This window comes from Sinorhizobium sp. KGO-5 (assembly GCF_036245905.1).
Lineage (GTDB): Bacteria > Pseudomonadota > Alphaproteobacteria > Rhizobiales > Rhizobiaceae > Sinorhizobium > Sinorhizobium meliloti_A.
In genome coordinates this window covers 17,874-31,980 of the sequence record NZ_BDIZ01000008.1, presented here as the reverse complement: position 1 = coordinate 31,980, position 14,107 = coordinate 17,874, and the positions used below count along the sequence as shown (strand labels likewise).

Here is a 14,107-nt window from a genome sequence, read left to right as displayed (position 1 = left end):
GTTCCTCATTCCGCCCTGGATCGGCTCCCACCGGTCCTTTGCGACAATTCATAAGCAGGTCGCTTCCGGTCCGCAATTAGACAAAAGCACATTTGAAAGTGAAGAATTGCAATTTCGAGACAAGAACGGTATAGAACCCCCAATTCCCGGAAATGAGTGGTAGACTCCACGGCCCGCGACACCGGCGCGGACGGACAAAAGGACTATATCCATGGCTCAGCAACTGCTTATGCCCAAGGCAACAGCCGTCTGGCTGGTTGACAACACCGCACTCTCGTTCGACCAGATCGCGCAGTTCTGCAAGCTGCACCCGCTCGAGGTCAAGGCGATTGCCGACGGTGAATCGGCGCAGGGTATCAAGGGCCTCGATCCGATCGCTACCGGCCAGCTTTCGCGCGACGAGATCGCACGCGCCGAAGGAAATCCGAATCACAAACTCAAGCTTTCGGAGCCGAAGGTCCGCGTCCCGGACTCCAAGCGCAAGGGCCCGCGCTACACGCCGGTCTCCAAGCGTCAGGACCGCCCGAACGCCATTCTGTGGCTGGTCCGCAACCATCCGGAACTGAAGGACGCGCAGATCTCGCGTCTTGTCGGCACAACGAAGGCGACGATCGAGCAGATTCGCGAGCGCACCCACTGGAACTCCGCCAACCTGACGCCGATGGACCCGGTGACTCTCGGCCTCTGCTCGCAGATCGACCTGGACCTGGAGGTCGAGCGCGCCTCCAAGGGGCGCCCGCTTCCTTCCGCAGCCGAGACCGGCGCGACGCTCGAATCCGCGCAGGAGACCGAGAAGCTCGACTACGGCCACGATCGCGAAGAGGAGAAGGAAATCGACGCCGATGCCGTCTTCGCCAAGCTGAAGTCGCTGAAGTCGGACCGCAAGGACGACGAGGAAGACGACTACTGATCGGTTCGCCATCTGCGAGATGAGAAAACCCGGATCGCAACATCCGGGTTTTTTATTGACCGTCGCTGACGGAAAACCGTTACACGCTTTCGTGGAAGTGCTCTAAACGCCAATCCCCTTGGACCGCAACAGTTCGGTAATCTCGTCGAGGATCGACGGATCGTCGATCGTCGCCGGCATCGTCCAGGGCTGGCGGTCGATGATCTTCTGGATCGTCGAGCGCAGGATCTTGCCGGATCGCGTCTTTGGCAGCCGCTTGACGCAGACCGCCGTCCTGAAGGCGGCGACCGGCCCGATGCGCTCGCGCACGAGGCCGATGACCTCCTTCTCGATTTCTTCTGTTTCACGGGAAACATTGGCGTTGATGACCAGGAAGCCCGCCGGCACCTGCCCCTTGAGGGGATCGGCGATGCCGATCACGGCGCATTCGGCGACATCCGGATGGCTGGCGCAAACCTCTTCCATGGCCCCCGTCGACAGCCGGTGTCCCGCAACGTTGATGATGTCGTCGGTCCGCGCCATGATGAAGATATAGCCGTCCTCGTCGAGATAGCCGGCATCCGCCGTTTTGTAGAAGCCGGGATATTCCTCGAGATAGGCCGCATGGAAGCGGTGATCGGCATTCCAGAGCGTCGGCAGGCAGCCGGGCGGCAAAGGCAGCTTGATCACGACATTGCCGAGCGCGCCGGTTTCCACCGGGTGGCCCGCGTCGTCGACGACCTGCACGTCGTAGCCGGGGAGGGGAACCGCCGGGGAACCGTATTTTACCGGCAGGAGGCCGAGACCCAATGGATTGCCGGCGACGGGCCATCCTGTTTCCGTCTGCCACCAGTGATCGATCACCGGAACCTTCAGCGCCCGTTCCGCCCAGCGGATCGTGTCCGGGTCGGCCCGCTCGCCCGCAAGATAGAGCGCCCGGAACCGCGACAGGTCGTAACGGCCTGCATGGACAGCTTCCGGATCCTCTTTCCGGATCGCTCGCAGCGCCGTCGGCGCGGTGAACATGACGGCGACGCCGTGTTCGGAAATCACGCGCCAATAGGTTCCGGGGTCGGGCGTCCCGACTGGCTTTCCTTCGAAGAGGATCGACGTGCAGCCGTTGAGGAGCGGCCCGTAGACGATGTAGGAATGACCGACCACCCAACCGATGTCGGAAGCCGCCCAGAACACGTCGCCGGCATTGACGCCGAAGAAGTTCTCCATCGACCATTTGAGCGCGACCATATGGCCGCCATTGTCCCGCACGACGCCTTTCGGCTGGCCGGTCGTCCCGGACGTATAGAGGACATAAAGCGGATCGGTGGAGGCAACCGGCGTGCAAGAGGCTTCCTCACCGGCGTCTCTGGCCTGCGCAAGCGCCTCGGCGAAATCGATGTCGCGGCCGCGAATCATCGAGGCGGCGAGCATATAGCGCTGATAGATCAGGCAATGGGCGGGCTTGTGCCTGGCCGTTTCGATCGCCTGATCGAGCAGAGGCTTGTAGGCGACGGTCCGACCGGGCTCCAGCCCGCAGCTTGCCGAGACGACGAGCTTTGCCTGGCAATCATCGATGCGCATGGCGAGTTCGTTGGCGGCAAAGCCGCCGAAAACGACAGAATGCACCGCGCCGATCCGCGCTGCCGCGAGCATGGCGATCGCCGCCTGCGGAATCATCGGCATGTAGATGATGATGCGATCGCCCTTGTCGACGCCCAGATTGCGGTAGATCGCAGCCATTGCCTTCACATCGGCGAGCAGGTCCGCATAGGAGATCCTCTCGATCCGGCCGGTGACGGGGCTGTCATAGATAAAGGCCGGCTGCTCGCCTCGGCCGGCCTCGACATGCCGGTCGAGGCAGTTGTGGCAGGTGTTGGTGACGCCATCCGGAAACCAGTGGCCATAGGTGCCGCCGGCAGGCTCGAAAATGCGCGCCGGCCGCTCGAACCAGTCAATCACCGCTGCGGCATCTGCCCAGAAGCCGTGCGGATCGGCTTTCCACGCGGCATACACTTCGGAATAGCGGCTCGCCATATCCGTTTCCTCCCACTCGCTCTCCGGACGAGAAGCCCGGTTCCTCCACTTCGCAAGATAGGCGAACGGAGGTAAACGGGAACCCCGACGAAAGGGTAATGGGATTGGAGCTCAGCGTGCTCCGAAAATGGCGGAGCCTACCCGCACTCCGGTGGCGCCGAAGGCGATTGCCGTTTCGAAATCGCCCGACATGCCCATGGAGAGCCTGGAAAGGCCGCACTGATCGGCAAGCTTGGCGAGCAGGGCGAAGTGCGGTCCCGGATTTTCGTCCAGCGGGGGAATGCACATCAGTCCTTCGATGTTCAGAGCCAACTCGTCACGGCAAAGCCCGACGAAAGCGGCCGCGTCGTCCGGCGCGATGCCAGCTTTCTGCGGCTCGAGACCCGTGTTCACCTGAACATAGAGGCGGATATCGCGCCCCTGGCGCTGCATTTCGGCGGCGACCGCGCGCGCGATCTTCTCCCTGTCGATCGTCTCTATGACGTCGAAGAGCGCAACGGCGTCTGCAGCCTTGTTGGATTGCAGCGGACCGATCAGGTGCAGCTCGATGTCCGGGGTCTCACGCTTGAGCGCGGGCCATTTCGCTTGCGCCTCCTGCACGCGGTTCTCGCCGAAGAGGCGCTGGCCAGCCTCAATCACCGGCCGGATCGTCTCGGCGTCGAAGGTTTTCGACACGGCCACCAGACTGACGGCATTTTCCGAACGCTTCGCCGACTTCTCACTTGCGCGAATCCGGCTCAGCACTTCGTTCAGCCGTTCCTCGACTTCCATTCCACGCTCCCGTTCAAGATCGTCTAGACATCTTCGCTTGCGGCTTATTGAAACTTGCAACGCTTGCCAAGTCCAGCGCAACCCGGAGCGGGCGGGTTCGCTTTGGGCGCGGCGTTATCCTTCCCGCGCTTGGAATGCCAAATCGAAGGGATCGCCCGGCGAATCCTTCTAAACTTGACGCTTGGGGCGTTTCGTGGTGAAGGTCACGCCAGCTATCACGCGCGGGCGCTCGCGCCCGGCAGAATTTCCGGAACATCGACAAAGACATGGCTACCGAACGATATAATCCGCGCGATGCCGAACCGCGCTGGCAGCACCAATGGGAAGCGGGCAAGGTCTTCGAGACGAAGAACGACGATCCGCGCGACAAATATTACGTCCTGGAGATGTTCCCCTATCCGTCCGGGCGGATCCACATGGGTCACGTGCGCAATTACACGATGGGCGACGTGGTCGCCCGCTACAAGCGCGCCCGCGGCTTCAACGTGCTGCACCCGATGGGCTGGGACGCCTTCGGCATGCCGGCGGAAAACGCTGCCATGGAGCGCGGCGTTCATCCGGCGAGCTGGACCTACCAGAACATCGCCTCGATGAAGGCGCAGCTCAAGGTCATGGGGCTTTCGCTCGACTGGAGCCGGGAGTTTGCGACCTGCGATCCCGAATATTACCAGCGCCAGCAGCATCTTTTCCTCGATTTCCTGGAAAAAGGCCTGGTCTACCGAAAGCAATCGAAGGTCAACTGGGACCCGGTCGACAATACCGTGCTCGCCAACGAGCAGGTGATCGAAGGCCGCGGCTGGCGCTCCGGCGCGCTCGTTGAACAGCGCGAGCTGACGCAATGGTTCTTCCGCATCACCGACTTCAGCCAGGATCTGCTCGACGCGCTCGACACGCTCGACGAGTGGCCCGAAAAAGTGCGGCTGATGCAGAAAAACTGGATCGGCCGTTCGGAAGGGCTGTCGGTGCGGTGGGAGCTCGATCCGGCGACGGTCCCCGGCGAGGAGAAGGAAGTCACCGTCTATACGACGCGGCCCGATACGCTGTTCGGCGCCTCCTTCCTGGCGATCTCCGCCGATCATCCGCTCGCCAGGGATGCCGCGGCCAAGAACGCCGAGATCGAAGCCTTCTGCGAGGAATGCCGGCGCGCGGGCACGTCGCTCGCCGCACTGGAGACGGCGGAGAAGAAGGGCATCGACACCGGCATCCGCGCGCGACACCCCTTCGATCCGAACTGGGAGCTGCCGGTCTACATCGCCAATTTCGTGCTGATGGACTACGGCACCGGCGCCATCTTCGGCTGCCCTTCGGGCGACCAGCGCGACCTGGATTTCGCCCGCAAATACGATCTGCCGGTCGTTCCGGTGGTGATGCCGAAGGATGCCGATCCGCAGACCTTCACGATCGGCGACGAGGCCTATGACGGCGACGGCGTGATGATCAATTCGCGCTTCCTCGACGGGCTTTCGGCGCAAGAGGCGTTCGAGACCGTCGCCTCCAGACTCGAAAACGATCTGCTGAACGGCACGCCGCGTGGCGAGCGCAAAGTCAATTTCCGCCTGCGCGACTGGGGCATTTCCCGCCAGCGCTACTGGGGCTGCCCGATCCCGGTCATCCATTGCGACGACTGCGGCGTCGTTCCGGTGCCGAAGGCAGACCTGCCCGTGACGCTGCCGCCGGACGTGACCTTCGACAAGCCCGGCAATCCGCTCGACCGTCACCCGACCTGGCGTCACGTCGCCTGCCCGCAATGCGGCAAGGACGCACGCCGGGAAACCGACACGATGGATACCTTCGTCGATTCCTCCTGGTACTTCACCCGCTTCACGGCGCCCTGGGAGGACAACCCGACGGATCCGAAAGCGGCCAATCACTGGCTGCCGGTCGACCAGTATATCGGCGGCATCGAGCATGCGATCCTGCATCTGCTCTATTCGCGCTTCTTCACCCGCGCGATGAAGGCGACCGGCCACGTGGCCCTGGACGAGCCTTTCAAGGGGCTGTTCACGCAGGGCATGGTCGTCCACGAGACCTATAGCCGCGGCGAAGGCGCGCAGCGGGAATGGATCACGCCCGCCGAAATCCGCGTCGAGGAAACAGACGGACAGCGGCGCGCGGTCCACATCGAGACCGGCGAGGAAATCGCCATCGGATCGATCGAGAAGATGTCGAAGTCGAAGAAGAACGTCGTCGACCCGGATGACATCATCGGCTCCTACGGGGCCGATACTGCACGTTTCTTCGTGCTCTCCGATTCGCCGCCGGATCGCGACGTTATCTGGTCCGAAGCAGGCGTCGAAGGCGCCCATCGCTTCGTGCAGCGCGTCTGGCGACTTCTGACCGAGGCCGCGGAGAAGCTGCGTGCCGTCGATGCCGCACCGGCAAGCGGAGGCGAGGGGCTTGCCGTGTCCCAGGCCGCGCATCGCACTCTCAAGGCGGTAGAGGCCGACTATGACAAGCTCGCCTTCAACAAGGCGGTCGCTCGCATTTACGAACTGGTGAACGCCATGGCCGCCCCGCTGACGCAGGTCGCGAGCGGCAAGGCGGACAACGCTCTGACTGCTGCGGTAAAGGACGCCGCCACGATCCTGATCAACCTGATCGCGCCGATGATGCCGCATCTTGCGGAAGAATGCTGGCGGGAGATCGGCGGTAAAGGTCTGATCGCCGAGATGCCCTGGCCGAAATTCGATGCTGCGCTCATCGTCGAGAACGAGATCACGCTCCCGGTCCAGGTCAACGGGAAAAAGCGCGCCGATTTGACAATCGCGCGCGACGCAGATCAGAGTGCGATCGAAAGCGCCGTGCTCGCGCTCGACGCCGTAAAAGCCGCGCTCAACGGCGGCAGCCCGAAGAAGATCATCGTCGTGCCTCAGAGGATCGTCAATGTCGTTGTCTGATATAGCTGGCTTCCGTCTTCGGTCCTTGGGCTTCGTAGCCGGCGCATTGTCGCTCGCGGCACTTGGCGGCTGCCAGGTCAGGCCCCTCTACTCCGACGGTCCTACCGGTGCGACCTCTGTCGCGCTTGCCGCGATCGAGATTTCGGAAGCCGACGATCGCGTCGAGCAGGAAGTCCGAAATGCCCTCGTCTTCCTGACGTCGCGTGGTCAGGGCGAACCGGTCAATCCGCAATATCATCTGGCGCTCAGCGTCTCGCACCGGACGATGGGCGTGCTCTACGAGAGCACGGATCTCGACAATGACGACGACGACGCCGGAGCCGGCCGCATTGTCGTGAAAGCGGACTACAACCTGACCAAGACCGCCACCGGCGAGACCGTGAAGTCAGGGAACCGGACGGCCGTCGCTTTGGTCGACTTCCCCCAGCAGGAATTCGCCAAGATACGCGCCGTGCGCGATGGCGAGAATCGCGCCGCCAAGGAACTGGCGGAGATCATCGGGGCCGACCTCGCAGCCGCTCTCGGCCGCTGATCCGTTCGTCAGATGAGCGAGGTCAAGTCGCACGAATTCGATAATTTCCTGCAGCGATCTGCGGCGATCTACCGGCTTTTCCTGCTCTACGGTCCCGATCGCGGCCTCGTCTCGGAACGCGCGTCCGAACTCGCCGGCAGCTTCGGCCTTCCTCTCGATGATCCTTTCGCCGTCGTCAAGCTTGATGCCGGGTCATTGCAGGGCGCGGGAAGCGTGCTGGACGAAGTCAATGCCATCGGTCTTTTCGGCGGCGATAAGCTGGTCTGGGTGCGCGGTGCGTCCGCTGAGAAGGCGCTCACCGAAGCGCTGCAGATTCTCGCGACCGACCCGCCCGCCGGCGCCCGGCTCATCATAGAAGCGGGCGACCTCAAGAAGGGGGCGGCGCTCAGGAAAGTGGGCGAGACTTCCCGCTCCGTCGCTTCGATCGCCTGCTACAGCGACGACGCCAGGGGCCTGCAAGCACTTGTCGACAAGGAACTTTCGGAAGCGGGCCTTCGCATCGGTCCCGCCGCACGCGAACGTCTGGTGGAGGCGCTCGGGGGCGACCGCATGGCATCGCGCAACGAGCTCCGGAAACTCGCCCTCTATTGCCGCGGCAAGGATTTGGTCGACGAGGACGACGTTCTCGGCATCGTCGGCGACGCCAGCGCCATTTCGGTCGATGATGCGGTCGATGCGGTATTGAAGGGCGACGCCGACGCGCTGCTGCACGCGATGAAGAAGATCACGACATCCAAGACGCCGCCTTTCCTCGTGCTTCAGGCCTGCCTGAGGCAATTCCAGCAGCTCGACGTGATGCGTGCCGAAATGGATGCGGGCCGCCAGTCCGCGGGTCAGGTCGTCGCAAGCCTTGGCCGCGGCCTCCACTTCCGCCGCAAGCCGGTTGTCGAAGCGGCGCTGAAACACTGGACCGCTCCGGCGATCCGGCGCGAATTGGGCCGCCTGCAGGCGACCATCTATCAAAGCCGCAGCCGCCAGAGCCTCGAGGAAAGTCTGGTGATCCAGAATCTCCTGGCGATCACGATCCAGTCTGCGCGGCGTTGAGGGTGTTCGTCAACGCCGCTCGAGCAGCCGGCAAATCTCTTCCAATTGGTCGAGCGTCTTGTATGTAATCTTGAGATGCCCGCCGCTGGCCTTGTGGTTGACGCTCACTTCCAGGCCGAGGCTATCGGACAGGGTGCGCTCCAGCGCCAGCGTATCGGCGTCCTTCTCCTCGCGCTGGCGGCCCTTTGCGTAGTTGGGATCGTTCTGCGATTTGATGTCGTTCTGCGCCAGCCGTTCGGCCTCGCGGACCGAAAGACCTTTCGAGACGACCGCACGCGCCAAGGCCACCGGGTCCGATGTGGGTATAAGCGCGCGGGCGTGGCCCGCGGAAAGGCTGCCATCGGAAAGCATGTCGCGCACGGGCTCCGGCAGCTTCAGAAGGCGAAGGCTGTTCGCAACATGGCTCCGGCTCTTGCCGATGATGTCGCCGAGATCGTTCTGCGTGTAGCCGTGTTCCGCGATCAGTTGCTCGTAGCCCAGGGCCTCTTCGAGGGGATTGAGGTCGGAGCGCTGAACGTTCTCGACAATGGCGATCTCCAGCGCCGTCCTGTCGTCGACATCGCGCACGATGACCGGTATTTCGGTGAAGCCCGCAAGTTGCGCCGCGCGCCAGCGCCTTTCACCGGCAATGATCTCATAGCGGTCGTGACCGACGGTGCGCACGACGACCGGCTGAACGATCCCGTGCTGGCGGATCGAGCTTGCAAGGTCCTGAAGCTCAGCCTCGTCGAACTGCCGGCGGGGGTTGCGAGGGTTGCGGGAAACGAACTCGATCGGGATCCGCCGATCGGCGCTGATTGCGGCGGCCGGAGCCGCGCCGGTGTGCAGCGGCTGGTCCATTTCGCCGATCAAGGCGGCAAGGCCGCGACCCAGACGCCTCTTGGAGCTGTCATCGTTCATCTGACACCTGATTAGTTACGCTACCGAAACGATTAAGCGGCCTTCCGCTGCCTCTCGCGCTGAATGACTTCCGAGGCCAGTTGGAGATAAGCCTGACTTCCGGCGCATTTGAGATCATAAAGAATGGCCGGCTTGCCGTAGGAAGGGGCCTCGGACACCCGCACGTTGCGGGGAATGAGGGTATGATAAACCTTATCTCCCAAATGCAAGCGAACGTCACTGACGACTTGCTGGGCAAGATTGTTCCGGGAATCGAACATGGTCAGCACGATTCCCTGAATGTCGAGGCCTGGATTCACCGTCTGCCGCACCTGCTCGACCGTCTCCAGCAGCTGGCTCAAGCCTTCGAGGGCAAAAAACTCGCACTGCAATGGTACGAGAACCGAATGCGCGGCTGCCATTGCATTCATCGTCAAAAGATTGAACGATGGCGGGCAGTCGACCAGCACATAGGAATAAGCAAGAGCATCCACCGAAGCCAAAGCCTTTCGGAGCCGGAAAACCCGATCCGATTCCTTGGAAATCTCCATCTCGACGCCGAGCAGATCCATGGTCGAAGGCACGATGGCCAGATTTGGCACCGCCGTATCCTGAGCAATCTGGCCGATCGAATGGGTTCCCATCATCAGCTCGTAGGAAGACAGATGCCGGGCACGACGCTGGATACCCAGCCCGGTGCTGGCATTGCCTTGCGGATCGAGATCGACGATCAGCACCCTTTCACCGATGGCGGCGAGCGCCGTAGCAAGATTGATGGCCGTCGTCGTTTTGCCGACGCCGCCCTTCTGATTGGCAATAGTGATGATCCGATTCTTTGGGCCAAACATGTTTCGCTCGCCTATCACTTCGTCCGACGTGAAAGATTTGCAATCTCGAGCACAACCGAATCCGGCTCGACGACACTTGCATGTTTTATCAGATCGAATTGAAAGCGGCTAACGGCTTTGTCGACTTCCTGCTGATAATCCCGCCCTTTGTGAAAGAATGCCACCGTTTTGGAGCCTTCCATGAGCATCCATGGCGCACAATGATCGAGCAATTGGCTCAGATCGGCGAGCGCACGCGCCGAAATCGCGTCGCAATTCGGGATTTCAGCGGGTGCCGCTTCGATTCGAATCGGATGAACGGAACCCCTGGCACCGGTTTCCCTGAGCGCGACGCGTAAAAAGGCAGCCTTCTTGTTATTGCTCTCGACCAGGTGAACCCATCCGTTTTCTGCCTCGGAAAGACAAATGGCCGTAATGACACCGGGAAATCCTCCGCCGCTTCCGAGATCGACCCAAGTCTTCGGAACAGGGGAGAGTTGATAAAGCTGAAGGCTATCGAGGATGTGGCGCTGCCATAGATCCCCCAGCGTCGAGGGGGCGACGAGATTGATCGATCGCGCCCATTTCTGGAAGAGGGAGGCAAAATGCTCGAGCTTTTCGACCGTTTCACGTGAAACACGCAATCCGTTCAGTGCCGGAACTAGACTCGCTTGCATTGTATACCCTATCCACCCACACGTTGTGCCTGGCGATCCTGCCTTCGTAGCCAAGACAGAATGAGAGATATCGCCGCGGGCGTCACGCCATCGACCTTCATAGCCTGGGCGAGGTTCCGCGGCTTGTGTTGTGCCAACTTTTGCTTCAGCTCGTTCGAAAGGCCGGGAAGCACGTCGTAGTCAAAATCATCGGGTATGGTCGTATTTTCGTCACGCCTTACACCGGCAATGTCAGTGGCCTGGCGATCCATATAGACAGCATAGGCCGCATCGATCTCCAGCGCCTCGACCACCCCGGCCGGAATGTTTTGAAGTTCGGACCACACCGGTTTCAAAGCGGCGATCGACTGATCCGGATAAGAGAGGATATCGAAAGCGGTACGACGCTGGCCGTCCTGATTGAGCTTCAGGCCGAAACGCTTGCCCTCGCTTGGCGTGACCGAAAGTGACTGCAGGAGCCTGCGTCCCGTCTCGAAGGAATGCTTCCATGCCTCGAAGCGTTGACGACGTGCGTCGCCGACACATCCGAGGGCAATGCCCGCTGGCGTCAGCCGCATATCGGCATTGTCTGCGCGCAATGACAGCCTGTATTCTGCCCGCGACGTAAACATGCGATAGGGTTCGCTTATCCCCCGCGAGGTCAGGTCATCGATCATCACGCCAATATAGGAGTCCGTGCGGCTGAAGACATGGGGAGCTCGTCCGCTCGCGCGAAGCGCGGCATTCAAACCGGCAACGAGGCCCTGAGCTCCGGCTTCTTCATATCCCGTCGTGCCGTTTATCTGACCCGCAAGATACAGTCCGGGCATTTTGCGCACGCCCAGGGAAAGTTCCAGCTCCCGCGGATCGACATGATCGTACTCGATCGCGTAACCCGGCTGGAGAATCTTGACCTGCTCCAGACCGGGAATCGTACGAATGAAGGCGTCCTGCACATCCTCGGGAAGGGAGGTCGAAATCCCGTTCGGATAGACGGTGTCATCGTCTAGTCCCTCCGGCTCCAGAAAGATCTGGTGTCCATCTCTCTCGCCGAAGCGGACGATCTTGTCCTCGATAGAGGGGCAGTAGCGTGGGCCAACGCCTTCGATCTGTCCCGAATACATCGCGGACTGGTGGATGTTATCGGCGATAATCTTATGCGTCGCATCCGTGGTCCGCGTCACGCCGCAATCGATCTGGCGATTGATGATTGCATCGGTCATGAAGGAGAACGGGACTGGATTTTCGTCCGGACCTTGCCGCCCGACGCGGTCCCAGTCGACCGTGCGTCCGTCCAGGCGCGCCGGCGTGCCAGTCTTCAATCGACCAAGCTGCAGGCCGAAGCGCCGCAGTGTCTCAGAGAGACCCAGGGAGGGTTCCTCGCCCACTCGACCGGCGGGTATCTTGCGCTGGCCGATATGAATGAGGCCCTTTAGAAACGTGCCGGTCGTGAGAACGACGGCTGATGCGCGAAAGACTCGGCCGTCCTTCATAATCACGCCACGAACCACACCGTCTTCGGTCAACAGGTCGAAGGCATCCCCTTCGATCACCGAGAGGTGCTCGATCCCGTCGATCTCCCGCTGCATCGCCTCGCGATACAGCTTGCGGTCTGCCTGAGTACGGGGTCCGCGCACTGCGGGCCCCTTGCGCCGGTTGAGAAGCCGGAACTGAATACCCGCGGCATCGGCCACACGTCCCATGAGGCCGTCGAGCGCATCGATCTCCCGTACGAGGTGGCCCTTGCCCAACCCGCCGATCGCGGGGTTGCAGGACATTACTCCGATCGTATTCCTTTTATGTGTGATGAGAACCGTACGGGCGCCGAGCCGCGCGGAAGCAGAGGCAGCCTCGCAACCTGCGTGGCCTCCACCGATCACAATGACATCATAGTCCATCTCAGACATGCTCCAGCCTAGCTTGCTCAGCTTCCGCCTTGATTGTCAGTTCATGCCGTCGAGTCAAGGGCGTTTCACGTGAAACGCCCGAGGCGACTCGCCTGCGTTGTATCCGTCGTGTTATTTTCCGATACAGAACTCGGAGAATATCACGTCCAAAAGGTTCTCCACATCGACCCGCCCAGTAATCTTACCCAGGGCATCTCCTGCTTGCCGAAGCTGCTCAGCACGCAGTTCGAGTTCGGAAGAACTCAGGCTCCGCTCCAGCGCCGAATTGGCCTGTCGCAGACAATCGACGTGGCGCTTCCGGGACGGCATCGCGAGGGCTGTCTTACCGGCCAGATCGGGGAGATGCGACTGCAGTGCCGCCAATAGATCGGCCATGCCTTCACCGGTCCTCGTGGAAAGAAAAATGTCCGCATCCGATGCAGCCCATCGTGGTGAGGGGCGGTCGACCTTGGTTGCAACCCGAATGACGGGGACCGTTTCCGGAAGAGCCTCATGAAGCCGGAATGCTCCCGGTTTTTCCGATAACAGAAGGACAAGATCGGCATCGGCGATAACCTGCCGGGCTCTCCGAATACCCTCCCGCTCCACAAGCTCATCCGTTTCACGAAGTCCCGCCGTATCGAAGAGTTTAACTGAGAATCCGGCTAACGAAAGATCTACGGACAGAACGTCGCGTGTCGTTCCTGCAACCTCCGTCACGATAGCGATGTCCCTTCGGGCCAGTGCATTCAGCAAGCTCGACTTGCCTGCGTTCGGCTCACCGGCAATGACGATCTTGAGCCCGTCCCGGATGATTTCGGCCAGGCCGGCGCGCGCGATATGGCCATCGATTTCCTGCCGGAGTCTGCCGATATCCTCCCAGATCGCGGCGCTGACGGAACCCGGCACATCGTCTTCATCCGCAAAGTCGAGCTCTGCCTCGATCATTGCCCGCGAATGGGTCAGCCGTCGGGCCCAACCGGCATAGAGTGCGGATTGTCCGCCGCCGGAATGCTCTATGGCGAGACGACGCTGCATTTCCGTCTCTGCAGCAATCAGGTCGGCCAGCCCCTCCACCTCCACCAGATCAAGCTTGCCGTTCTGAAAGGCCCGCCTTGCGAACTCTCCGGCCTCAGCATGCCGTAGCCCCTCAGTTGCGGCGAGCTCCTCGAGGATGGCGCTTACCACGGCTCGTCCACCGTGAACCTGCAATTCGCAGCAATCTTCACCGGTGAAAGACGCTGGCGCCGGGAAATAGAGCACCAAGCCGCTGTCCAGCGTTTCACCGTTTCGAGTCCGAATCGTTCTGAGCGCCGCGATGCGTGGCGCAGGCAGGGCTCCGCAAAGTCGCACCAGCGCATCAGCAGTCGCCGGACCGCTCACACGTATAATGGCAACGCCTGCAGGCAGCGAGCCGCTCGAAAGAGCGTAGATCGTATCGGTGGATGGCATCGGCTTACCGGTTTACGCAATGACCAGCAGGTTTGACGCCGGCCATACCCGCCATTTCGGCACATTGAACATTGGGGATCGGGCAGAGCCTCGGAAGCGCAATTGGTGCGACACTCGTCCGGCTATGCGAAGCCGCCTTATGCACCGAGCCGCGCTCGAAATCAAGTGTCGCTCTGTTTGGGCGCATATCCACCTCGGCGTTTCACGTGAATCACTCCCGTCCCGGGATCACGGCCGATAGGG

Annotated in this window: 11 protein-coding genes; 4 read left to right on the top strand and 7 right to left on the bottom strand. The window is 61.5% G+C overall.

Annotation, left to right across the window (positions count from 1 at the left end; all coding sequences use genetic code 11):
• The first annotated feature begins 211 nt into the window (after positions 1-211).
• Positions 212-910: a DUF1013 domain-containing protein gene (locus BHD07_RS25495; protein ID WP_018098706.1), complete on the top strand. Its 699-nt coding sequence runs from the start codon at positions 212-214 to the stop codon at positions 908-910.
• A 102-nt stretch (positions 911-1,012) separates the two neighbouring features.
• Here the strand turns inward: BHD07_RS25495 and BHD07_RS25490 are convergent, their stop codons facing one another.
• The gene (locus BHD07_RS25490; protein ID WP_100672641.1) at positions 1,013-2,920 is read right to left on the bottom strand and encodes a propionyl-CoA synthetase; all 1,908 of its coding nucleotides are present in this window, start codon (positions 2,918-2,920) and stop codon (positions 1,013-1,015) included.
• Positions 2,921-3,031: 111 nt separating this feature from the next.
• Positions 3,032-3,691: a YggS family pyridoxal phosphate-dependent enzyme gene (locus tag BHD07_RS25485; RefSeq protein ID WP_100672640.1), complete on the bottom strand. Its 660-nt coding sequence runs from the start codon at positions 3,689-3,691 to the stop codon at positions 3,032-3,034.
• 266 nt (positions 3,692-3,957) lie between these two features.
• Between BHD07_RS25485 and leuS the strand changes: the two genes are divergently transcribed.
• Genes leuS through holA form a run of 3 tightly spaced genes read left to right on the top strand, consistent with a single transcriptional unit; the run spans position 3,958 to position 8,164 of the window.
• On the top strand, positions 3,958-6,588 hold the full coding sequence (gene leuS, locus BHD07_RS25480) for a leucine--tRNA ligase (RefSeq protein ID WP_100672639.1): 2,631 nt from the start codon (positions 3,958-3,960) through the stop codon (positions 6,586-6,588).
• Entirely contained in the window at positions 6,575-7,120 is a 546-nt protein-coding gene (locus BHD07_RS25475; RefSeq protein WP_100672638.1) for an LPS assembly lipoprotein LptE, read from the top strand. The genes leuS and BHD07_RS25475 overlap by 14 nt, the downstream gene beginning before the upstream one ends.
• A 12-nt stretch (positions 7,121-7,132) precedes the next feature.
• Positions 7,133-8,164 (top strand): DNA polymerase III subunit delta, encoded by a 1,032-nt coding sequence (gene holA, locus BHD07_RS25470; protein WP_100672637.1) that lies wholly within the window; start codon positions 7,133-7,135, stop codon positions 8,162-8,164.
• A 9-nt stretch (positions 8,165-8,173) separates the two neighbouring features.
• Here the strand turns inward: holA and BHD07_RS25465 are convergent, their stop codons facing one another.
• The 5 genes from BHD07_RS25465 to mnmE form a co-directional block, all read right to left on the bottom strand.
• A complete protein-coding gene (locus BHD07_RS25465; protein WP_100672636.1) occupies positions 8,174-9,064 on the bottom strand; it encodes a ParB/RepB/Spo0J family partition protein in 891 nt (296 codons plus the stop codon).
• Between the two features lie 32 nt (positions 9,065-9,096).
• Positions 9,097-9,891 carry a ParA family protein gene (locus tag BHD07_RS25460; protein ID WP_100672635.1) on the bottom strand — a complete coding sequence of 265 codons (795 nt, stop codon included), beginning with the start codon at positions 9,889-9,891 and terminating at the stop codon, positions 9,097-9,099.
• A gap of 14 nt (positions 9,892-9,905) precedes the next feature.
• Complete coding sequence (gene rsmG / locus BHD07_RS25455) at positions 9,906-10,547, bottom strand: 16S rRNA (guanine(527)-N(7))-methyltransferase RsmG (protein ID WP_100672634.1); 642 nt, start codon at positions 10,545-10,547, stop codon at positions 9,906-9,908.
• Positions 10,548-10,555: 8 nt separating this feature from the next.
• Positions 10,556-12,433 (bottom strand): tRNA uridine-5-carboxymethylaminomethyl(34) synthesis enzyme MnmG, encoded by a 1,878-nt coding sequence (gene mnmG, locus BHD07_RS25450; protein WP_198516754.1) that lies wholly within the window; start codon positions 12,431-12,433, stop codon positions 10,556-10,558.
• 111 nt (positions 12,434-12,544) lie between these two features.
• Entirely contained in the window at positions 12,545-13,864 is a 1,320-nt protein-coding gene (gene mnmE, locus BHD07_RS25445) for a tRNA uridine-5-carboxymethylaminomethyl(34) synthesis GTPase MnmE (protein WP_100672632.1), read from the bottom strand.
• Between the last annotated feature and the right edge of the window lie 243 nt (positions 13,865-14,107).

What these genes read in the sequence shown, in the direction of transcription:
- BHD07_RS25460 (WP_100672635.1), bottom strand. Translation starts at nt 9,891, where the DNA reads ATGTTTGGCCCAAAGAATCGGATCATCACTATTGCCAATCAGAAGGGC.
- mnmE (WP_100672632.1), bottom strand. Translation starts at nt 13,864, where the DNA reads ATGCCATCCACCGATACGATCTACGCTCTTTCGAGCGGCTCGCTGCCT.
- holA (WP_100672637.1), top strand. Translation starts at nt 7,133, where the DNA reads ATGAGCGAGGTCAAGTCGCACGAATTCGATAATTTCCTGCAGCGATCT.
- mnmG (WP_198516754.1), bottom strand. Translation starts at nt 12,433, where the DNA reads ATGTCTGAGATGGACTATGATGTCATTGTGATCGGTGGAGGCCACGCA.
- leuS (WP_100672639.1), top strand. Translation starts at nt 3,958, where the DNA reads ATGGCTACCGAACGATATAATCCGCGCGATGCCGAACCGCGCTGGCAG.
- BHD07_RS25465 (WP_100672636.1), bottom strand. Translation starts at nt 9,064, where the DNA reads ATGAACGATGACAGCTCCAAGAGGCGTCTGGGTCGCGGCCTTGCCGCC.
- rsmG (WP_100672634.1), bottom strand. Translation starts at nt 10,547, where the DNA reads ATGCAAGCGAGTCTAGTTCCGGCACTGAACGGATTGCGTGTTTCACGT.
- BHD07_RS25485 (WP_100672640.1), bottom strand. Translation starts at nt 3,691, where the DNA reads ATGGAAGTCGAGGAACGGCTGAACGAAGTGCTGAGCCGGATTCGCGCA.
- BHD07_RS25490 (WP_100672641.1), bottom strand. Translation starts at nt 2,920, where the DNA reads ATGGCGAGCCGCTATTCCGAAGTGTATGCCGCGTGGAAAGCCGATCCG.
- BHD07_RS25475 (WP_100672638.1), top strand. Translation starts at nt 6,575, where the DNA reads ATGTCGTTGTCTGATATAGCTGGCTTCCGTCTTCGGTCCTTGGGCTTC.
- BHD07_RS25495 (WP_018098706.1), top strand. Translation starts at nt 212, where the DNA reads ATGGCTCAGCAACTGCTTATGCCCAAGGCAACAGCCGTCTGGCTGGTT.